At 44.4% G+C, this 20,501-nt stretch carries 24 protein-coding genes; 15 read left to right on the top strand and 9 right to left on the bottom strand.

The genetic code is table 11. From position 1 onward, the window contains the following. The first annotated feature begins 9 nt into the window (after positions 1–9). Positions 10–219 (top strand): hypothetical protein, encoded by a 210-nt coding sequence (locus R8O11_RS05490; RefSeq protein WP_005373984.1) that lies wholly within the window; start codon positions 10–12, stop codon positions 217–219. A gap of 131 nt (positions 220–350) precedes the next feature. Here the strand turns inward: R8O11_RS05490 and R8O11_RS05485 are convergent, their stop codons facing one another. Further along, positions 351–962 (bottom strand): LysE family translocator, encoded by a 612-nt coding sequence (locus R8O11_RS05485; RefSeq protein WP_318193978.1) that lies wholly within the window; start codon positions 960–962, stop codon positions 351–353. 109 nt (positions 963–1,071) lie between these two features. On the opposite strand from R8O11_RS05485, the gene R8O11_RS05480 reads away from it, so the two are divergent. Both R8O11_RS05480 and R8O11_RS05475 read left to right on the top strand, forming a co-directional pair. After that, on the top strand, positions 1,072–1,962 hold the full coding sequence (locus tag R8O11_RS05480) for a LysR family transcriptional regulator (RefSeq protein WP_054728666.1): 891 nt from the start codon (positions 1,072–1,074) through the stop codon (positions 1,960–1,962). 59 nt (positions 1,963–2,021) lie between these two features. Continuing rightward, positions 2,022–2,393 carry a VOC family protein gene (locus R8O11_RS05475; protein WP_053304622.1) on the top strand — a complete coding sequence of 124 codons (372 nt, stop codon included), beginning with the start codon at positions 2,022–2,024 and terminating at the stop codon, positions 2,391–2,393. A gap of 98 nt (positions 2,394–2,491) precedes the next feature. On the opposite strand, the gene R8O11_RS05470 is transcribed toward R8O11_RS05475, so the two are convergent. Continuing rightward, positions 2,492–2,713: a hypothetical protein gene (locus R8O11_RS05470; protein ID WP_017635120.1), complete on the bottom strand. Its 222-nt coding sequence runs from the start codon at positions 2,711–2,713 to the stop codon at positions 2,492–2,494. 122 nt (positions 2,714–2,835) lie between these two features. Between R8O11_RS05470 and R8O11_RS05465 the strand changes: the two genes are divergently transcribed. Continuing rightward, positions 2,836–3,363, top strand: coding sequence for a helix-turn-helix domain-containing protein (locus R8O11_RS05465; protein WP_318193977.1), 528 nt, complete (start codon positions 2,836–2,838; stop codon positions 3,361–3,363). A 44-nt stretch (positions 3,364–3,407) separates the two neighbouring features. On the opposite strand, the gene R8O11_RS05460 is transcribed toward R8O11_RS05465, so the two are convergent. Continuing rightward, positions 3,408–4,358: a helix-turn-helix domain-containing protein gene (locus R8O11_RS05460; protein ID WP_318193976.1), complete on the bottom strand. Its 951-nt coding sequence runs from the start codon at positions 4,356–4,358 to the stop codon at positions 3,408–3,410. Positions 4,359–4,542: 184 nt separating this feature from the next. On the opposite strand from R8O11_RS05460, the gene R8O11_RS05455 reads away from it, so the two are divergent. The 4 genes from R8O11_RS05455 (at position 4,543) to R8O11_RS05440 (ending at position 9,490) form a co-directional block, all read left to right on the top strand. After that, entirely contained in the window at positions 4,543–5,955 is a 1,413-nt protein-coding gene (locus R8O11_RS05455) for an ethanolamine ammonia-lyase subunit EutB (RefSeq protein WP_318193975.1), read from the top strand. After that, the gene (eutC, locus tag R8O11_RS05450; protein ID WP_017635123.1) at positions 5,948–6,832 is read left to right on the top strand and encodes an ethanolamine ammonia-lyase subunit EutC; all 885 of its coding nucleotides are present in this window, start codon (positions 5,948–5,950) and stop codon (positions 6,830–6,832) included. The genes R8O11_RS05455 and eutC overlap by 8 nt, the downstream gene beginning before the upstream one ends. An 11-nt stretch (positions 6,833–6,843) precedes the next feature. Beyond that, positions 6,844–8,247, top strand: a complete 1,404-nt coding sequence (gene eat, locus R8O11_RS05445; RefSeq protein ID WP_318193974.1) for an ethanolamine permease — start codon at positions 6,844–6,846, stop codon at positions 8,245–8,247. A gap of 187 nt (positions 8,248–8,434) precedes the next feature. Further along, positions 8,435–9,490: a nitronate monooxygenase gene (locus tag R8O11_RS05440; RefSeq protein ID WP_318193973.1), complete on the top strand. Its 1,056-nt coding sequence runs from the start codon at positions 8,435–8,437 to the stop codon at positions 9,488–9,490. A gap of 38 nt (positions 9,491–9,528) precedes the next feature. Here the strand turns inward: R8O11_RS05440 and R8O11_RS05435 are convergent, their stop codons facing one another. After that, positions 9,529–10,008 carry a peptide-methionine (S)-S-oxide reductase gene (locus R8O11_RS05435; RefSeq protein WP_132936985.1) on the bottom strand — a complete coding sequence of 160 codons (480 nt, stop codon included), beginning with the start codon at positions 10,006–10,008 and terminating at the stop codon, positions 9,529–9,531. A 217-nt stretch (positions 10,009–10,225) separates the two neighbouring features. Here R8O11_RS05435 and R8O11_RS05430 point away from each other — a divergent pair, with 217 nt between their 5' ends. Then, the gene (locus tag R8O11_RS05430; RefSeq protein WP_054865466.1) at positions 10,226–10,966 is read left to right on the top strand and encodes a DNA-binding transcriptional regulator YciT; all 741 of its coding nucleotides are present in this window, start codon (positions 10,226–10,228) and stop codon (positions 10,964–10,966) included. Here the strand turns inward: R8O11_RS05430 and R8O11_RS05425 are convergent, their stop codons facing one another. From R8O11_RS05425 to R8O11_RS05410, 4 genes are all read right to left on the bottom strand, one after another. Then, positions 10,967–11,860, bottom strand: coding sequence for a DMT family transporter (locus R8O11_RS05425; protein ID WP_005373960.1), 894 nt, complete (start codon positions 11,858–11,860; stop codon positions 10,967–10,969). A gap of 154 nt (positions 11,861–12,014) precedes the next feature. Then, on the bottom strand, positions 12,015–12,371 hold the full coding sequence (locus R8O11_RS05420) for a VOC family protein (protein ID WP_042523322.1): 357 nt from the start codon (positions 12,369–12,371) through the stop codon (positions 12,015–12,017). Positions 12,372–12,400: 29 nt separating this feature from the next. After that, positions 12,401–13,054 (bottom strand): isochorismatase family protein, encoded by a 654-nt coding sequence (locus R8O11_RS05415; RefSeq protein WP_053307171.1) that lies wholly within the window; start codon positions 13,052–13,054, stop codon positions 12,401–12,403. 32 nt (positions 13,055–13,086) lie between these two features. Continuing rightward, positions 13,087–13,812: an NUDIX domain-containing protein gene (locus R8O11_RS05410; RefSeq protein WP_005373953.1), complete on the bottom strand. Its 726-nt coding sequence runs from the start codon at positions 13,810–13,812 to the stop codon at positions 13,087–13,089. Between the two features lie 298 nt (positions 13,813–14,110). Here R8O11_RS05410 and pncB point away from each other — a divergent pair, with 298 nt between their 5' ends. The 4 genes from pncB to R8O11_RS05390 all read left to right on the top strand — a co-directional run bounded on the left by pncB (position 14,111) and on the right by R8O11_RS05390 (position 17,784). Beyond that, entirely contained in the window at positions 14,111–15,421 is a 1,311-nt protein-coding gene (pncB, locus tag R8O11_RS05405) for a nicotinate phosphoribosyltransferase (protein WP_042523435.1), read from the top strand. Positions 15,422–15,741: 320 nt separating this feature from the next. Further along, positions 15,742–16,101 (top strand): hypothetical protein, encoded by a 360-nt coding sequence (locus tag R8O11_RS05400; RefSeq protein ID WP_005373947.1) that lies wholly within the window; start codon positions 15,742–15,744, stop codon positions 16,099–16,101. A 214-nt stretch (positions 16,102–16,315) separates the two neighbouring features. After that, complete coding sequence (locus R8O11_RS05395; RefSeq protein WP_005373945.1) at positions 16,316–16,834, top strand: glycine zipper 2TM domain-containing protein; 519 nt, start codon at positions 16,316–16,318, stop codon at positions 16,832–16,834. 170 nt (positions 16,835–17,004) lie between these two features. Next, positions 17,005–17,784 (top strand): methyltransferase domain-containing protein, encoded by a 780-nt coding sequence (locus R8O11_RS05390; protein ID WP_025768005.1) that lies wholly within the window; start codon positions 17,005–17,007, stop codon positions 17,782–17,784. Positions 17,785–17,847: 63 nt separating this feature from the next. Here the strand turns inward: R8O11_RS05390 and R8O11_RS05385 are convergent, their stop codons facing one another. Beyond that, a complete protein-coding gene (locus tag R8O11_RS05385) occupies positions 17,848–18,729 on the bottom strand; it encodes a DMT family transporter (protein WP_005373940.1) in 882 nt (293 codons plus the stop codon). Positions 18,730–18,821: 92 nt separating this feature from the next. Here R8O11_RS05385 and R8O11_RS05380 point away from each other — a divergent pair, with 92 nt between their 5' ends. Both R8O11_RS05380 and R8O11_RS05375 read left to right on the top strand, forming a co-directional pair. Further along, positions 18,822–19,706: a LysR family transcriptional regulator gene (locus R8O11_RS05380; protein ID WP_005387224.1), complete on the top strand. Its 885-nt coding sequence runs from the start codon at positions 18,822–18,824 to the stop codon at positions 19,704–19,706. A gap of 180 nt (positions 19,707–19,886) precedes the next feature. Then, complete coding sequence (locus R8O11_RS05375) at positions 19,887–20,501, top strand: outer membrane beta-barrel protein (RefSeq protein WP_005373936.1); 615 nt, start codon at positions 19,887–19,889, stop codon at positions 20,499–20,501.

Raw genomic sequence — 20,501 nt, 5'->3', positions numbered from 1 at the left:
GTAAGTGTTATGACCCGTTTACCTGCGTTTTCTTTCTCAATATCTGAGCCGGGCGGTAATGAAGCTTCGTCAACGTGGCCGACTGCTATTCACTTCCCCCTCGTTCCAGCTGGGCCAGAGTTTTCGATCGAAAATGCTCTGCCTAAACGTCCGACAGTGACGATATTCACTATCGATCTGTCTCAGTTATTTAAAGGGGACGCTCGGGTCATCCATTAACTGTATCGAAACAGCCAGCGCACGTTGGCTGTTTTTTTCTAATTTAAAGTATTGATAGTGTAGATTTTTATTTGATTACTGCCACTTGTTCAATGATCAATTTGAATTGGGGTAATCGGACCGCAAGCGTACTACACCTTTAAGCCCAGCATCGCGCCGAAAATGATCAATCCCGCCCCACATGCTTGATTGAGTCGATGCTTAATCTTCAACAAGAAAGCTTGTAGCTGGGATGACGTGAATAAAACAGCAACGATAGAAAACCAAATACCATGCAGCGCAATCATATAAATCCCGTAGAACAAGGCGATGTGTTGCTGACTAGAGTCGGGAGAAATCACTTGGCTAAAAATACTCAGAAAAAACAGCATCGTCTTGGGATTGAGTAAATTACACAGAAACCCCTGCATGAAAAATCGCCACATTGAATACTCGCTCTGTTGAACGGTTTCTGAGTTTGATGCAGGTTGCGAGGAGAATATTCCTTTAATCCCAAGGTAGACAAGATAAGCGGCCCCAAGATAGCGCACGAGATTAAACAACCATTCATTTTGTGAAACTAAGTAACTGATCCCCAGCATGGAGTAAGCGATGTGGATGCTGATCGCCATGCTGATACCAATCGCACTGTATGCGCCTGCTTTTCGTCCTTGATTTAAGCTATTTCTTAATACCAAAACAAAGTCTGCGCCAGGGCTAATAACAATAAGCACACCTAATAACGCAAGAGTTACAAATTCCATATCGATTTCCTGTTTGAATGATGAAGTCTGGGATGTAGCGGAATTGTAGGCGTCTTTATTACTGACTATAATCGAAAAATATTCCCATATTGGTGAGAAAAACTCACAGATGCGTCACCTGAAATCTTTTTATGTCTTCCACGTTGCGGCGAGTTCTTCAAGCTACACTGAAGCGGCTGACAAACTGAACATTACCCACGGAGCCGTGAGTAAGCAGATCAAGCAACTTGAGCAATATCTGTCTCAACCTTTGTTCTTCAAAGAGGGCAGGAAAGTCGTGTTGACGGCAGAAGGCGAATTACTCAAGACATACACAGAAACGGCATTCCAAACGCTAGAAACAGGCGTGAATACGCTTATGCAAGAGAAGCATCAGCATCTTGAAGTGTCTTGTGAACCGACATTAACCATGCGCTGGTTGATGCCAAGGTTGGCCGCGTTTAATGATGAACACCGTGCTGATGTTCGTTTGTCGACGGCTGGTGGCCCGGTAACATTAGGATCAACTGGGCTTTCGATGGCGGTTCGTCGAGACGATTTTGCGCAGCATCACGATTACGACAAAACCATTCTTGTGGAAGAGTGGGTGGGGCCGGTATTTTCTCCTGAGTATTGGCAATCCATTAAAGACAATTTGAAAGCAGCTCGATTGTTGAATAGCCAAACCAGACCGAATGCTTGGGCGGATTGGCAGCAATCAACACGTTGTGAAACTTTCAACGGCAACACTCAGCAATCATTCGCGCATTTTTATTTTTGCATACAAGCAGCGGTGGATGGCTTAGGCGTCGCAATGGGATCGTATCCTTTTGTCATGGACGATATTAAGCGTGGTAATTTGGTCGCACCATTTGGGTTTTCTCCATCAAGTTGCAATTACGTTTTATTGAGTCAAGATAAAAAGCGTACAGAACTCGAACATAAATTTATCACGTGGTTACAAACGCAAATGGCAGAGTGTGTGCCACTGTCATCACAGCAGATTACGCAAGGCGAATAGAAGGCATAGAGCGAGATTACGTCAGTCAGTTTTATGGAAAAAGGCTTAGGAAATTGGAAATGGAAAACCTCAATATTGTTGAAATCAAATCATTTGTTCCGGCGAAAGATTACGCGCTATCAAAACGTTTTTATGAGGCGATTGGCTTTGAAATGGCATCGGACTTCGGTGATGTAGCATACTTCTCTCAAGGTAGCTGCGCGTTTCTTTTACAGAATTTTTATGAGCCAGAACACGGTAATAACTTCATGATGCACTTGCTCGTAGAAGACGCAGAAAGCTGGCATCAGCACTTATCCAAAGTGGGTCATGAAGAATTTGGTTCGCGTTTGACAGAGCTAGTCGAGCAACCTTGGGGCATACGCGAATGTTGTTTGTTTGACCCTAGTGGCGTTTTATGGCGAATTGGCCAGAACATGAATACTGACTAAAGCCAGTCTTATTTTCACCGCATCTACGCGCAGGTATTGAGATCTCGATATCTGCGCGTTTTCTTTTTTACTTAGCCTTGCCAACGTTTGTAGCGCACTCACGCCTTTTTCGAGGTGGTGTGCGATGGGCTAACGCCAAAAAACTCCTCAAGCAGCATGGCTTTGAGTTCCGCTCTGACTTCTGCGCCACCGATTAACGCCAAAAGTGCGAGTCCTCCTGGAATAAGGATGACCATTAATATCGGTCTTAAAATATACGAAAAGCAGAAGATGGTCGGGAAGAAAATCAATCCTTGGCCTAGTTTGTTTAATACGTACATGAGCGATTCCTTTTGTTTTTATATAAAATGAGCATGCTCAATTTTATAAATGAGCGCGCTCAATTTGTCAATCTCAACCACGCAAGGTATGATCCTTTCAGGCTCATTAAGCAGACACATCAATGACGAAGCGACAACAAACCAGAGATAAAATTCTAAAAGCCGCATGGGCATCTTTTGCTCAAAATGGCTATGACATGACGACCACAAGGCAGATAGCGAGAGAAGCAGGAGTAGCCGATGGCACAGTGTTTAGCCATTTCCCGACTAAACTGTCGATTTTGCGCGAAGGGATGCTGGCGCAACTGCAACAGATCAGCCAAGAAACGCTAGTCAGTGTGGAAGGTAAAACCGATATCGACATTGGTTTGGCGCTGACGGAGAAATACTATCGCTACTATTTTGCGAACGTTGAACTGAGCCGAGCTTTGTTGAAAGAGGTGATTTGGGATTTGGATTATTATCAGTCGTTTAACCAAGCTTTGTTTCAATTTGTAAACGGAAGCTCCGTCCTTGAGGGAAAAATAACGCTGATTTTTGACTGCTATTTTATGACGTTAATCTCGCACTTGAGCCGTGCAGGACCGGATGTTGAAGCGGCACTTGAAGAGCTTCATGCTAAGTTTCAGCAAATCATTGCGACTGCATAACATGGCCCCAACGCAGGATCTGAAAGAATATACTGCCTGTCATCTTATTTGCTGGACTCCCATTTTCTCGTTTCAGTTGGTGTCTCACCAAATAGCCGCTTGTAGCTTTGACTGAACTGCCCGAGATGGAAAAAACCAAAGTCAAAAGCGATTTCTGCAATTGTTCGATTATCTTCAGGGCTTTGTAGCACTCTACGTACTTGATTCAAGCGCATTCGATGTATGAACTGCTTTGGGGAAGTATTACAGCAATGTTCAAAGGTATACTGTAGTGTGCGACGACTGACGTGTACTGCATCACACAGTTCACTGACGGTTATCGGTGTACGGTAGTCTAGATCCTGTAGCTGTTGTTTTATACGGTGCATCACGTGTTGACGATGAGAGATTGATATCGGATGGCTCGTGTGCAGTGAACTGAGTGAGAACAACTCCAGCACAATATCTTTTAAGATTGCTTGATGTGTGGTTTCAGACCATCTTGGCTCGGCGGAACCAAGTAACGTGCCTAAGTAGTATTTAAGTTGTTGAATGTGTTTTTCCGTCAAACCCGTTAAGTGAAATGTGTTGTTTTGGATACTCCCAAGCTCAAGTTGATTTTCTATGATGTGAACGAAGTTTTTGTCGAGCACTATTCCATAGATAGAAAACTGCTCCGGTGTCATTAACTCAAAATCAGCGCCACCTTGCCTAAGCAAAATCTGGCTTGAATTAAACTGACTGTGATTTAGGTGTAGCGGCTTATTTTCCGCACTCAAACCCAACCAAATACCTCCCTCTTCAACCCTGCATTGCTGTCTTAGCGAGCGGTTACTGTCTTCACGAAACACATGGAAATTGGGAAATCGTCGTTCTCGAATTTGACCTAAAAATCGACCATCGCTGAGTTGGTCATATTCCTGTTGCCAGTTTATCAGACTCGCAGCTTGTTGGTTTGCATCCTTAGTGTGATGGATGCACAGCATTGGTGCAGTTTGGGGCATTTGGTTACTCATCCTTGTGATGCTCATTCCTTTTTTGTGAGTCATGTTGGAGCAGTATTTACATAACTCATTGTTTATTATTGGTTTATAAATGTTGCCAGTTTTTGATAACGCTACGGAACACATTTGGCAATACTTTCTTAAAGCTTATTGATAGTTCAGCAAAAAGCGAACCAAATAGTGAAGAGGAAGAGCAATGACGGTAACTTATCGTCGGCAACAAGGAAGTAAAGTCTATACCTTTAAGTCATTAGCTGACTTGATGGCGAAAGCGACACCGGAGCGCTCAGGCGATGCGTTAGCCGGGGTTTGTGCTCAGTCAGCGGCAGAACGTGTAGTCGCACAAATGGCGCTGTCTGAGTTACCACTTAAAACGTTTCTTAACGAGGCGGTTATTCCATACGAAAGCGACGATATCACTCGCCTAATTATCGATACGCATGACCTTGAAGCCTTTAAGCCGATTGAGCACTTGACGGTCGGAGATTTTCGAAATTGGCTGCTGAGTGAAGAAGCCGATGGTGAAACGTTGGCTAAAATTCGTCAAGGTTTAACACCAGAAATGGTGGCCGCAGTCAGTAAGATTATGCGCAACCAGGATTTGATTCTCGTTGCTAAAAAATGCCAAGTTGTCACGTCTTTTCGGAATACGATAGGTTTGCCGAGTCGCCTGTCTACTCGCTTACAGCCGAATCATCCCACTGATTCTCTCAACGGTATCGCAGCGACCATTTTTGATGGTCTGATGTACGGAAATGGCGATGCGGTTATCGGTATCAATCCGGCAACAGATAATGTACCTCAAGCTATTAAGTTAATGAACTTAATGGATGAGGTGATTCAACACTATCAAATACCGACTCAGTCTTGTGTGTTAACTCATGTCACGAACACGATCGAAGCCATTGAAATGGGTGCACCAGTCGATCTCGTTTTTCAGTCGATAGGCGGCACGCAAGGGACGAATGATACCTTCGGAATCGACTTGTCGATTTTGAAAGAGGCCCATGAAGCCGCGTTGTCTTTGAATCGAGGTAGCGTAGGAAACAATGTGATGTATTTTGAAACCGGACAAGGTACAGCGCTGTCTGCGAATGCATTTCATGGGGTCGATCAGCAGACTTGTGAAGCCCGCGCTTATGCTGTCGCGAAACAGTTCGATCCTTTGTTGGTTAATACTGTCGTTGGGTTTATTGGCCCTGAGTATCTGTTTGATGGCAAACAGATCATTCGTGCTGGGCTTGAAGATCATTTTTGTGGGAAGCTGCTTGGTTTACCCATGGGTTGCGACATCTGTTACACCAATCATGCCTATGCCGATCAGAATGACATGGATAACTTGCTGACACTATTAGGTGTGGCCGAGTGCTCGTTCATCATGGGTATTCCAGGGTCTGATGACATCATGCTCAATTATCAAACTACCTCATTTCACGATGCCCTTTACGCAAGAAAAGTACTCGGTTTGAAGCCAGCACCAGAGTTCGAACAATGGTTAATGGAGATGCAGATTTTCGAGAGCGTGCAAGACGTTCGGTTAAGTGAGCAAATCTCTCGCTCGTTTTCGGGAGCAATTAACCAACTGAATAAGGGGTATTCTCATGGGTAAAGTAATCACCATTGCTCAGTCCCCACAAGATGAGTCTGAAGTTGTCACATACAACCCGTGGGGCAAGTTACGTGACTTCACCTCTGCTCGGATCGCTCTGGGTCGTAGCGGGAACAGTGTACCAACCAACGAGTTACTCTCATTTCAGCTGGATCATGCCCAAGCTATGGATGCAGTGCATTGCAGTTTGAATATTGAGTCTCTCGTTGCTGGTTTGTCGGACTCTTACTCGATTCTTGAAAATACCTTAGAGCCTCCAGTGGTAGTGAGCAGCCGAGTAAGTGATCGGCTTATGTACCTGCAAAGGCCCGATTTAGGAAGGCAACTCGATGAATCTTCTTGGCAAACGCTCAACTTGATAGCAAATGAGCATAACACTGACATTGATCTTGCGATTGTTATTGCTGATGGACTTTCTTCCGTCGCAATTCAAAACCATGCCGTGCCTGTTGTTACTCGATTGATTTCTCTTTTAAGCGCTGATGATGAACATCAATGGAAATTCGCACCTATCACAATCGTAAAGCAAGGAAGAGTAGCGGTAGGGGATGATGTTGGTGAATGTTTTAACGCCAAGGCCGTGCTGGTTTTAATTGGAGAGAGACCCGGTCTAACTTCTCCGGATAGCATGGGTATGTATCTCACTTGGGGGGCTAAACGAGGCTCTAAAGATTCCCAAAGAAACTGCATTTCCAATGTGCGTCCCCAGGGGCTCAACTATGACGATGCCTGTGAACGCGCATTTTACTTGCTCAAGGAGGCTCGAAAATTACAACTGTCAGGAGTGAACCTGAAAGATCGCTCAGATATCAATGAGCCAAGTGGCGCAAGCGTTGAAGATAAACACAGCGACAACTTTTTAATTTCATCAAAGTAGAAGGATTTACTATGTCTAAACATCAGGAGTACTTGGCCAAAAGGCAGCTAAAAAGAGGCACCGCAGGTTGGATTTTACTTGCGGGCTTAGGTGTCTCGTATGTTATATCTGGTGATTTCGCCGGTTGGAACTTTGGCATCGCTCAAGCAGGATGGGGAGGCTTTCTTATTGCTGCTATCGCGATGGCAGTAATGTATTTCACGCTAGTATTGTCTTTAGCTGAAATGTCTGCGGCTATTCCTGCTGCGGGTGGTGGTTACAGCTTCGCAAGACAGGCGATGGGGCCGACAGGTGGCTTTTTCACTGGCTTATCAGTTTTGATTGAATATGCGCTCGCGCCTGCTGCGATAGTGATTTTTATTGGCTCAGCCGTGAATGAATTGGTTGGTATCGATGGCCCTGTTGTTTACGCACTTTTCTACGCCGTCTTTATCGCTATTCATATGGCAGGGGTTGGCGAAGCTCTCAAAGTAATGATGGTCATCAGCGGTTTGGCTGTGCTAGCTATTCTCATTACTGCTGCTGTGCTTATTGGTCACTTTGACGTTAATAACTTATTCGATATTGCTCCGGCGACGGCTCAGGCAACAGAAATCTTGCCGTTTGGGTGGTATGGCGTATGGGCTGCGTTGCCATTTGCAATGTGGTTGTTTCTTGCGGTTGAAGGTGTGCCTTTAGCGGCAGAGGAGGCAAAAAATCCGGCAAAAGATGTTCCCAAAGGCATCATTGGTGCGATGCTGTTTTTATTGCTAACCGCAACTCTGGTAGTCGTCCTTTTGGCTGGTGCGGTTGGCTCAAAGGTCATAGGCGATAGCGCGGTGCCATTAGTTGACGCCCTAAAGCTTACGGGCAACTCAACGGTAGCAATGGCCGTGAACTTACTTGGATTGGCTGGCCTTATCGCTTCTTTCTTTTCAATCATTTATGGTTACAGTCGCTTGGTGTTTGCGCTTTCCCGCGCGGGTTATTTACCGCAAACTTTGTCATTAACCAGTGACAAAAAAGTGCCTTCTCGTGCGCTTTTGGTTCCGGGCGTTTTTGGGTTCTTGGTTTCACTTACGGGTGAGGGGGACTTAATCTTGGCGATGGCTGTTGTCGGTGCGACTGTATCGTACGCATTAATGTCCTTGAGCCATATTTTATTGCGAATTAAACAGCCGGAATTAACTCGTCCATATAAAACGCCTGGTGGGATAATTACTTCGAGTATTTCTCTGGTGCTTTCTTTGGTCGCAATGACAGGTGTTTATGCTTTTGATCACTCAGCCTTTTTTATGACAATGGGATTGTTTCTTATCGGTGGTGTTTATTATGGGTTATACAGCCGCAACAAATTGGTGGCAGCAACCGCCGAGGAAGAGTTTGCCATGCTGTCTGTAGCAGAGCTAGAGCTTGAATCAGATGTCGTACGATAGTCACTTTGATTCTTTTTATTCAGCATATTAAGGGAGCCATAGGCTCCCTTTGTCATTTCTATCAAAAGTGCATAGCGCACAAATGCATCACTTTAACTTTATAAGTGTTTAATCATGTGAAAGTCTAGTCTGGATAACGATGGCGCAAATCCATCACAGGTAAAGGTTAAGTTTTCAAGGAAAGATCATGATAAACAAGGTATTTAATACACTTTTGGGAACAGAGTTACCGATTATTCAAGCGCCAATGGCCGGTGTGCAAGACAGCCAAATGACCATCGCCGTCAGTAATGTTGGCGGGCTTGGCTCGTTACCTTGTAGAATGCTGAACAAAGACGCCATCGTAAAAGAACTTCAACTTATCAAGCAGGCAACTAACCGACCGTTTAACCTCAATTTCTTTTGCCATGAAATGCCGGAGTATGACGCCAACAAGCACGAAAAGTGGCAAAAAACGCTGCAACCGTATTTTTCCGAGGTTGATGCAACCGTTCAGGCTCAGCCAAACGCTCCGACAAGGATGCCTTTCAATCATGATATTGCTGACGCGATTGAACCATTTGCACCGCCAGTGATCAGTTTCCACTTTGGTTTGCCAGACGATGATCTGTTAGCTCGAATTAGAGGGTGGGGAGGGAAGATCCTTTCGTCAGCGACCACGGTGGACGAAGCACTTTGGCTAGAAGCAAAAGGCGTTGACGGTATTATCGCCCAAGGCTTGGAGGCTGGTGGACACCGAGGTATGTTTTTATCGGATGATTTAACTACTCAATTAAGTTTGATGGCGTTATTACCACAAATCGCCAAACGGGTGAATTTGCCCGTTATTGCTGCAGGCGGAATCGCTGATAGAAGAGGGGTGGAAGCCGCGTTGAGATTAGGAGCGAGTGCCGTTCAAGTTGGCAGCGCCTATTTGTTGTGTGATGAGGCGAAAACATCGTCTTTACATCGATATGCCATTGCCAGTGAACGCGCGCAACATACCGCTGTGACCAATGTTTTCTCGGGCCGACCAGCGAGAGGCATTGTGAATCGCGCGATGTCGGAGCTAGGCTACATCAGTGAGTTTGCGCCGAAATTCCCATACGCCTCCATTGAAATGGCTCAACTAAGAGCGCTTATGGAAAAGCAAAACCGAGATGAATTCACTCCGTTGTGGTGCGGACAAAACTCGTCGGGTTGTAAGGAAATATCGGCGGCAGAAATGACATTGTCATTAGTGGAAGGCATCGATTTAAACTGATGTGCGTCTTACCTTTTAAAGCGATGCCGACTGAACGGTTACGAGTTATCCCTATACTTATGTAGTAAATCTAATGGGATGTGGCAGTAATCATTCGGAAAGTTTGTGAGTCTGTCTTGGTGCTCATCATCACTTGGTACATAATTTGTGAGTGGCAGTACTTCTACGGCGATCTTGTCGGCGTCCCGTCGTGCTGCGATAAACGCTTTCGCGATGGTGAGATGCTGTTCGTTTTGGCTATAAACACCAGTACGGTACTTCTCACCTACGTCTTCACCTTGCTTGTTAACGCTGTAAGGGTCGATTATCTCAAACAAATACCCCATTAAAGTTTCAACCGAAACTTGCTCAGGGTCGAACTGGGTTTTCACGCACTCTGCGTAGCCATCGTATTCGGATTGAGTGTTATCCGTTGTGCCATTTGCTCGCCCGGCTTCTGTGTTGATTACGCCCGGAAGGTGGCGCATAAATTCTTGCACGCCCCAAAGGCAACCGCCTGCGAAGTAAATTTCTTCCATTACTTTTATCCTAGTCTTTACCGTTGTTGGTATGTAGGGATCTAACCCCTCTTCTTCCATCCCATTTTCGTTGCCCTATTATCTGTTGATGGGAGCGATATTCGCAAGGTGCAGCTTGGCTAATCAGACCACGCGTTTTTTCCTTTTTACTTTCAAGTTCTTTTCATATGAAACATCAGGTGAGTATACTGTAAGCTCTTCAATAAGGAGCGAATCTGTGAACCCAAGACAAAATGAAATCCTGCAATTAGTGAACGACCGTAAACGCGTTCAAGTCACGGAGCTTTCTGACATCATTGGCGTGTCGGGTGTGACCATCAGACAGGATTTGAACTTTCTGGAGCAACAGGGCTACCTAAAGCGCGTTCACGGCGCAGCTACCGCGTTGCAAAGTGATGACATTGATGCCCGCCTAGAAGTACGTTTCGATATTAAACAATCGCTCGCAAACCAAGCTGCGGATTTGGTCGCATCGAATGAGACAGTGCTGATTGAAGGAGGCAGTGCCAATGCGTTGTTGGCTCGGACATTGGCTGAGCGCGGCGATGTGACCATTATTACGCCATCGGCGTATATCGCCCATCTCATCCGTAACACTTCTGCCAACATTATCTTGCTTGGTGGCGTATATCAGCACCAAGGCGAGAGTTTGGTCGGACCGCTGACTAAGTTGTGTATTGAGAACATTCATTTCAGCACAGCCTTTTTGGGTATTGACGGCTTCCATCAAGACACTGGCTTTACTAGCCGCGACATGATGCGCGCTGAGATTGCAGAAACCATCATTGCGAAAAAAAGGCGCAATATTGTTCTAACGGATTCTAGTAAATTTGGGCAGATTTATCCCTCATCAATTGGTAAGACTGACGAAATATCAGTGCTGCTGACTGACAAAGCCGCTCCGAAAAGTGACCTTGAACAAATCAAAAAGCGAGGTGTGGAAGTCATATTAGGCTGATTAAGCCACGCTTCGTTTTCGCTTCGCGAGCATTGCTGTTGGGGAGAAACCGGTGACTAGCATAGTGCCGCTAAGCACTAGAATTGTTCCAATGATGGTGTTAGAGCCGACGGGCTCATCTAGCACCAAGTAGCCCCATAAGATACCAAAAACAGGAACAAGAAAAGTGACAGTCAGTGCTGACGCTGGGCCGATATCAGAAACTAAGCGGAAATAGAGCAAATAAGCGAACCCTGTGCATACAACGCCGAGCGTGACAACAGAGCTCCATTCGAAATGACTTGGTTCTGCACGCATTGGTAAGAATGGTAGCAGCGGCAGTACCCAAATAACCGCCGCCCACATGCTGCCGTGAGCATTGTCAAAAGCAGGTACTTGTGGCGCATTTTTAGTGTAGTTGGTAGCAATGCCATAGCTGAAAGAAGCCATCAAACTGGCGGCAATAGGGAGCATGGCTTCTTCACCTATGGTTGAAGTATCTAAGCCGACCAAGACTGCAACGCCTCCAATGCCTATTAGCATACCGAGAACAGATTTCGCTGTGAGTGGGCTGCGGTACCAAACAAAGCCAACTAGTGCTCCCCATATTGGGGCGGTTGAGTTCAATATTGCTAAAGTTGATGCATTCAGGGTCTGGGCTGCGTACGCAAAGAGTAAAAATGGAACTGCGCTATTGAATAAGCCAATAATAAAGAAGTGTTTAGTATGCGCAGTTAACGTGAGTTTCTTCTTCAAATATACGGCGATCAATAACAAAGCGACGGCGGCAAATGTAACTCGAAATTCGATTAAGTAAGCTGGCCCGAATGTGTTGGCGGCGACTCGCATAAACAGAAACGAGCCACCCCAAATAGCAGCGAGGCAGAGTAAGCGAAAAAAACTGACGGCAGTCATTTGACATCCTTGGTCGAGGTCTAGCGCCTCATCGATTAATTGTTGCGCTAACAGTGAATTAAACCAAGGATGAGGTCAACCAGAAATGTAATGCCAGTTCCGGATCTGGCTAGCTTGGGCTCACGTTGATGGTGTGTTGTTGATTTGTGATGACTTAATGGCTCTCTGACCATACTGCGAATTCATTTCCACTCGGTTCAGTGAAGTGGAATCGACAGCCGCCGGGGAATTCGAAAATAGGGCGGATAATTTTTCCACCATGCTGCTCTACTTTTGTCTGAGTGGCCTGAATGTCTGAGCTATAAAATACTAAAAGTGCGCCACCATTTGCGGTTTGGTTTATAAACTCAGATTTGAAGAATCCGCCATCCAACCCTTGTCCTGAAAATGCAGAATATTCTGGACCATAATCGGTAAAGCTCCAGTCAAAAGCACGCTCAAAAAATTGTTTGGTCGCACTGACATTAGTGGAACCAAATTCAACGTAATTCAATTTTTCATGTTGATGCATGGTGAAATCCTTCTCGGTTACTATCGTTTCTAAGCGAACTTTTCTACGATGATGTCGTCCGCTTTTTCGACAAATAATGCGCCATTATCTCTGAGCTCTGTCAGCACATTCTCTACATTATCAGGCAGCACCGCACGAGTTGAAGCAAGATTAACTACCACATTGTAGCCAAGTTCCAGCGCTTGCATGACGGATTTTTTCACGCAAAAGTCTAAGGCAAGGCCACCGATAACTAAGGTATCAATCCCGTTGAACTTTAGAAATTCATGCGCGCCTGTCGTTTTGGTGTCGGCAATATCATGGAAAAAAATACCGTAAGGGTGTGCGTCAGGATCCATACCTTTATTAACTTGAAAATCATAGTCCAACACGGGTGGTAAGCCATCTAGCAGCTCAGAACCTGTTGTGCCAAGCACACAGTGACGGTTCCACTTTATATCCACATTCGGTAAACCAACGGGCTCAAGCATATTGGATGGCGATTCTGCATCCCACTTTGCTTTTGGTGGGTGTAAGTCACGACTGACCAGTTTTAATCGGCCTTTGGCATGATTGTTCAAAAGTTCCGGTACGATTTCCAACGCACCTGCAACGGGCAGTTCATCTGGACATAACTCACTAAAGCCTTTCTCTGGATCAACGTCGATCACTGCTGTAGTTTGATAGTTTACTCGAACAGTCATGGCAGACTCCTTGTCTGTCTGATTGTCTGCGTTTATCCACGCAAACAGTTTTGAAAAAAGGTTACTTCGTCGCTAGTCAGCGTATATACCATTGCGGGTTTTCCACCTTTGCCTTTGTTGGTTGAAGCGACTTTATTAGTGGGTTTTAGTACGCCTGAATCTATCAAGCGGCGCTTAATCGTCATTCGGCTGATATCAATACCAAACTCTTGATAAGCAGAAATGATGTCCGCAACCAAAAACTCTTTGTCTAATGCAAACAAAAGAACCGATGTGTATTCAATGGATGCACGAAGCTTTTGCCACGCTTTTTCAATGGTTTTTTGATGATCAAATGCGAGAGTCTCTTCTCCATTGAGAATAGCCTGTAGCGAAAACCATTTAAGTTGGCATTCCGGTACACCTGCATTATTTATTTGCTCTACATTGTTACGATCAACTAAGGCGTAGTGCGTAATGTTTAAGCTCCAGTCTTCTGGATCGCGTTTTGGATCACCGTCGATAAACGCTTCGCTAAAATGGCGAGGGTAGGTATGGATTTTCTCACGGCAAATTCGGCGACGCGCCGCTTCAAAGTTTTCATCGGCCGGGCGTCCGCCTTCACTGGTTAAGTCTTTATCAAAGACAAATCCGCCCGGTAGTGCCCAGACTCCATGGTATGGCCGATTTGGATTTGAACGTTTAATCAACAACACTTCCAATCCCTTATCGGCACAGCCAGATAGCCTGAATGGAATAATGTCGACAGATACGATCATGGTTGGGTCCTAATATTGATTTGTAAATAATCTAGCGCATAACAAGTGGTCAATCAATGGGTAAGTAACGAGTTGTTAGAAACGTTTTTGGTAGTGTTCGTAATACGGTTTGAGCATAAATTTACGGATGACTCTGACTTATTCACAATGCTTGCTCGAATTCTAGACAAAAAAACCTTATAAAAATGAGTGGTTAGTAACAAAAGTTGACAAACTATAGATGGGTGTTTATTGTTTACGCAAATCAGTTAGTAACAAAAAGTTATATACCCAGGAAGGGCATGTAGAAGGGCACCTAATGACCACCAAACTATTTTCTTCCCGCATCATTCAAAGCGCTTTGGATTTCGATGTCTACAAAGTCAATATGATGAGCGCTGTAACAGCGCTTTACCCTGATGCGATGGTGTCATATAAGTTTATCGTGCGCAGTGAGGAAGACCTCTCTGAGCTTTTGCCTGAGGTAAAAGCCGAAGTCCTTAAACTGCAAGATATTCAATTTACGCAAGAAGAAATTGAATATATTAAGCGTGTCGCGCCTTACCTGAATCCTGACTTTGTTGATGCACTGCGCCATTTCCGTTTCAACCCACAAAGTGATGTCTCTTTCCATAATAAAGCCATGGCTGATGGCTCAAGCCAGTTAAGAATTACCATTAACGGTTTGTGGCGAGATACCATCTTGTACGAAACGATCATCATGAGTATCGTGTCTGAAGTTCGTAGCCGTCAGCGTTGGTCAGATATCCCTGTTGCGCAATTTACCACTGTTTTAGAAGAGAAAGTTCGACACCTAAAGTCGGAACTAAAACGTCGTAACATTACTAACTTTAAATTTTCTGACATGTCGACGCGTCGACGTTTTTCCTTTCAAGCTCAGCGCACTATGCTGGAATATTTGTGCCAGGAAGTGCCGGAATGTTTGACAGGAACAAGCAACTATCACTTAGCAAAAGAGCTAAACTTGACGCCTATCGGCACGGTTGCTCATGAATGGTTTATGGGACACCAAGCTCTGGTGAATGTGCGAGATTCGCAAAAAGTGGCGTTGCAACGTTGGCAAAAAATGTTTAATGGTGCACTAGGTATTGCGTTAACCGATACGATTGGTATCGATGCTTTCCTTAAAGACTTTGATGAAGAACTAAGTAACGCGTACTTCGGTGTACGTCACGATAGTGGTTGCCCTTATAGCTGGGGTGAAAAAATGATTGCACACTACCAGTCGCTGAATATAGACCCATTAACAAAAACACTGGTGTTTACCGACGGACTTAACTTCGAACAAGCGTTAGATATTTGCGAGTATTTCCAAGGACGTATTCAGGTGAGTTTTGGTATCGGTACTTTTCTTGCCAATGATATGGGTGATTATGTCAATAAAGATGGTGAAGCCTACCAGCCACTTTCTATCGTGATAAAAATGGTCACGTGCAATGGTTCACCGGTCGCCAAAATCAGTGACGAACCTGAGAAAGCCATGTGTGAAGATATCTTCTTTTTGATGAATCTCAAGCGCCGCTTTGAACAACCTCTTGATTTAAATGAGTGTCGTAAAATGATCGATCGTTTAGAAACTGAAGGTCAAAATTATCTCATCGACGCGTAGGCGTTATCCTCTCTCCATGATAAGCACCCTCTATCGTTACGACAAATTTATATAGGTAAACGTGGAGGGTGATTTCGTTATAGTAATATACAGAAGTAACCAGACACAGCGCAGGAAAGCACTCAAAAGTTGATGTGTTATCTGCCTTTGATTGGTGTAAATCGATACGTTACAGCATCGTGGACGGTGTATCTCATCCGACACTAAACTCAGTCTAATCACGTAGTTTATTCCCACGTACCATGAGCTCACTCGGGTATAGACGTCTATCTGCTTTTATGACTTTGGGCTTCACGTAGTTGCTTGAATCAGGAGTCAAAATGAACCTAGTAGTACATTTGCAAAAGAAAGCGATCCGAAAATATGGCTATGAGATGGCCACTCGCCAAGCATGGAAGTGTGGTATCAAGGCAAATCTTGTAAAGCGCGTGATTGGCCTTTTTAAAGGACAAATTGTTTGTGTGGTTGAAGGTTGCCGAGCAGAGTTTTCTTCTCCTCTTAATAACCCCCTTCACGAAGATGACAAGCAGGGGCGATATGTGTTTGTTGGCGGTGTATGCTGGGAACCAAATAACATTATAGCGCCTGGTTTCCCTGATTTTATGTTTATGCACGTGCGTAATCTAAGCCACCGTCATAAGTATTTAACGGATGACGAACTATTTTTGAGCTTGGCTTAAAAATAAATCTCATAGACTAGTCCAGCCCAATCATAATCAGTAGTGATACAGTTTTAGCTCTGTTGACATTCTGCTGAGTGTTTCTTGACGTACCTCTTATAAAACAGTGTTTCTTTACTTGTTAATAACAGAGGGTTTGTTTTCGTCTGATGTGATTTCCCTTTTGCGATTTACCATAACGCTCATCAAAGCAAACCATACTGGGATGTAAATCATGAATATGAAATCTATCGCAATTGCAACGGCAGTTGTTGCTGTACTAGCAGGCTGTAAAGACAAAACGCCACCAGCTCCAACTCAAGCAAACATTACTTTGGTTGAAGCGGTGACTGAAACGGTGAAAAAGCCGCACCAAGTATGTAAAGACGTGGTAGTAACCGAGCAAGTTGCCCCTGCGGATGACAATAAAATTATTGGTACGGTTGGTGGCGCAGCAGCTGGAGCAGCGCTGGGCAACCAAATCGGTGGTGGCTCAGGTAAAGTGATTGCAACTGCAGCTGGTACGATTGCTGGTGCACTGACAGGTCGTAAGATCCAGGAGAATGTGCAAAAAGGTGATGTAGTAACAACGACGAAAAAACAGTGTCATACAGAATATACGACATCTGATAAAGTAGTGGGTTACGACGTCACTTACGAAGTTTCAGGTGCACCAACGACGGTTCGTTTGGCGAGCAAGCCAGCGACAAAAACGTTCCCAATTCAAGATGGTAACGTTGTTCTACCACAATAGTTAGCGACTTAACCGAAGCGATTAACAAGCCCTTTTATCTTTGAGATGAAAGGGCTTTTTCACATACGCGGCGTTTTCATCTGTTTTCCTATTGGAATGTGCGGCCAGAAATACCCGTTAATTTCCGTGTTCGATACAATCACTTTTCTAAAAGTACGAACGGAAAAAACATGGAAGATTTTTACCTGACCGAGCACGGTTTGGCTGGTTATTTCGAAGCGCAATGGTTCGACAAGTTCATTGAGGATCAACAGATTGAGATGATAACCAGTCGCTCAAAACAAGTCCCACTTTCTTTTTTGTCATCACCTCACTGCTCCCAAGTTGCTGATTTTATTGCGCAGGCGGTAATCGAAAGCAGCGTTCAGCCGTATTCCCTACTTGAGGTTGGGGCGGCGCTGGGAAGAAATTATTATGAGTTAGTGCAACGCTTACCTAACCTTAGAGAAGCGACGCTTGTGGAGCCTTCAAATAGGTTAATGGATGGCTTGAAGCAACTATTAATAGAAGAACAACGCGTCGAGCTTACTTACCTTCACGATGTGAACACCTTAAACACTTTAGAGGTAGAGAATAGAGATATCGTACAGAAATGTGCTCATGTTGATTTGACGCTAATTAACCAGCCTTTTGAGCTTGATACTCTCCAATCTCGCTTTGATTTAGTCGTATGTTTAAATGTGATTGATCAATGTGAGTCGCCACTTAGCGTGATCAATGCTCTAAAAAAAACCACCAAGGTGGGTGGGCTGATCGTTGTCTCTTGCACTTATCAGTGGAACGCGAAACACATCAAAAATAAAGAAGAGGCGGTTGATGATATCAAAGAATACTTTGCTGAAGGCTGGCGTCTAGTGTCGGAAGCCGATCATGAATATCGCATCCGGTTTAATGATCGCTTTGCAAGGCAGTTTTTATCTCACGTAGTCGCTTACGTAAAAACCGATTAGAGCCACATAAAAAAACCGAGCACTTACGGCTCGGTTTTTTAGTCTTTGGGTTAGAGCACAACTTTAAGTAACGTGCGCTTCTTGTTGCTCTTGCAACTTTTTCTTGCGACGCTCTCGTTTAGAAAGCCAAACCAGAGGCACAACAATCATAATGGTTCCTATTGCCATAAATATATCAGGCACTTCTCCAAACCAAATCAATCCCACAAACACGGCACCAATTAAGCCACTGTATTCAGCGCTGGCAATTTTGTTGCTATCGATCGAGCGGTAAGCGATGACACATGTTGCTGCATAAATCATGATGAACAAACTTGAGCCAGCAGCAACAGGGAAAGCACTCCAGTCCCAAGGTTCTGCTTCGATCAGAACAAGCAAGAAGGCTACTGGAATACCTGCCAAGTTTGTCATCAATAACGTTTGCATCACAGACTGATTTTTTGGCAGTTTTCGAATGAGCAAGTTATTGATTGCTAGAGTAATTGCAACAACTAAAGCTGAAATCGCTGCCCAATCGATTTGGTCTGGACGAATGATGACCAATACACCGGCAAAGCCCATTATCGCTGCGGCGACCGATTGCTTAGACAACTGTTCTCCAAAAAAGATTGCTGCAAGCGGCAACATGATCAATGGCGCGGCGTAAAAGATCGCGTTCGCAGTTGCGAGCGGTAAAGATGAGATCGCCAAAACCATGAATATTGCACCAAGTAACCATACGTGAGCGCGAACAGCATGCCACTTAAACCCTTCAAGAAAAGGCGCATTTTTTGTTAGCAAGTAGACTGGCAGCAGGAAAAGCACCGCTGAAATTTGTCGGAAAAAGACAAATTGAAAAATAGGCACTTCATTTCCGACACTTTTAATTAAAGAGTCCGAAAGCACCGCAATGAGATTTCCAACAATTAATAGCAGCATCGCTGCTCCGACCGATGTAACTTTCACTTTTCCTCTCCTCTTTCTTTGCCAAAGAGTAGGTGATGTCATAGGATGAAGTGAAGTGATATTTATTAGTTTAAGTATGAGATTTTTAGATAATGAAATTGCCACCACTCAGAGCGGTTCACTGTTTTGAATCTGTTGCCAGAAACTCTAGCTTTTCGCTTGCTGCTGAAGAACTCAATGTGACGCAAAGTGCCGTTAGCCACCAGATACGATTATTAGAAGATTATTTGGGTGAATCATTATTTATCCGTCAAGGCAGAAAGCTCTCTTTGTCCGATACGGGCACCCGCTATTTAGAGGATATTAGCCCAGCAATTAGCTCAATTGCGATGGCCAGCCAAAAGGTGCGAGAAGGGGACAAAGGCAGCATACGGTTGGCGATTTATAGCTCGCTTGCCGTAAAGTGGCTTATTCCGCGTTTGTCTGATTTTAAGCGCTTACATCCAGAAATCGATCTGACACTCAATATGGTCGTTGGTGATCCTGAACAGACAGACAGCGTTGGCGATTGTTTTATCACGGTAGAAAAGCCAAAGCGAAACTACATGTCGGTAAAGTTATACGCGGAGACGCTGTATCCGGTCTGCAGCCATAAAATTTGGAAAGAGTTGCAAGATCAACCGATTCCAGAAGCGCTTTGGCGATACCCTATTTTGTCGACAGACTCAATTTATCGTGAGAGAGGAAAAGACTGGGCTGAGTGGTGCAGAGCGGGCGGTTACACCTTGCCGAAAGATGTCGATGTTCAACATTTTAGTCATATGTTGTTGGCAATAGAGGCGGCGCGTTATGACCAAGGCATCGCATTTGCGAATGATTTTATGCTCAATGAAAGAGATAAAGCGCACGATTTGGTGTATATCCCTTCTCATGGATTGGAAACCGGAGACAGCTTTTATTTTATTCATAAAAAGAGTCGAGCCAAGCAAGCGGAAATCATCAAGCTCACTAACTGGTTGAAGCAGCAATGCTTGTGAAATGACTAAATTGTCAAAATTAAGAAAGAAAGTGGCAAAGTTGTGTCTAAATATTTCATGTTTTATTGAGTTTTTATTCATTAACATCCACTTGGTTTTGAAACCAAGTGAAATGGACAGCATGGCATGCTTAAGGATGGGCAAAACACAACCTCAATAATTAACAGGCAGTGAAATACAATGTTTAAAAAAACATGGCTAATGACAGCCCTTCTAGCAACATGTTCTGTTGCAAACGCAGCTCCTTACGTTGGTGCATCTGTAGGTCAAGCATCGTTTGGTGATGTTAATGGCTCTATCAATGGTGGTGGTACTAACGCTAGCACTAAACTTAAACTTGAAGATGACTCAAGCCTTTCAGGCAAAGTATTCGGTGGTTACAAATTCAACGAATACATTTCTCTAGAAGCAGCCATTGGTGGCTACGATGCTTTAGACGGCAAAGTTGTTACTGTTGGTGATATGAAGTATCTATCGATTCAGCCAAAAGCGACTCTACCGATTGGCGATCGTTTCAACCTTTTTGCTAAAGCTGGTCTTTCTTACTTCAATGCTGAATTCAAAATTAGCAACTCTGTGATTGACGGTAGCGCAGGCCATACCACCATTTCTGACAGCACTGTAACAGGCATGTACGGTTTAGGTGCAGAGTTCGCTATTACTGAAAACTTTGCTCTACAAGTTGAATGGGAATACATGATGCCTGAGCTAGACATTGCGAAATTTGGCAATGAAAAAGTAACGGTTGATGCAGACATCAATGTATTCTCTGTAGGTATGAGCTACCGTTTCTAA

It is taken from the genome of Vibrio sp. 1288 (genome assembly GCF_033344475.1).
The sequence above is the reverse complement of the archived record's forward strand: the minus strand, read 5'-3'. Positions and strand labels throughout refer to the sequence as shown.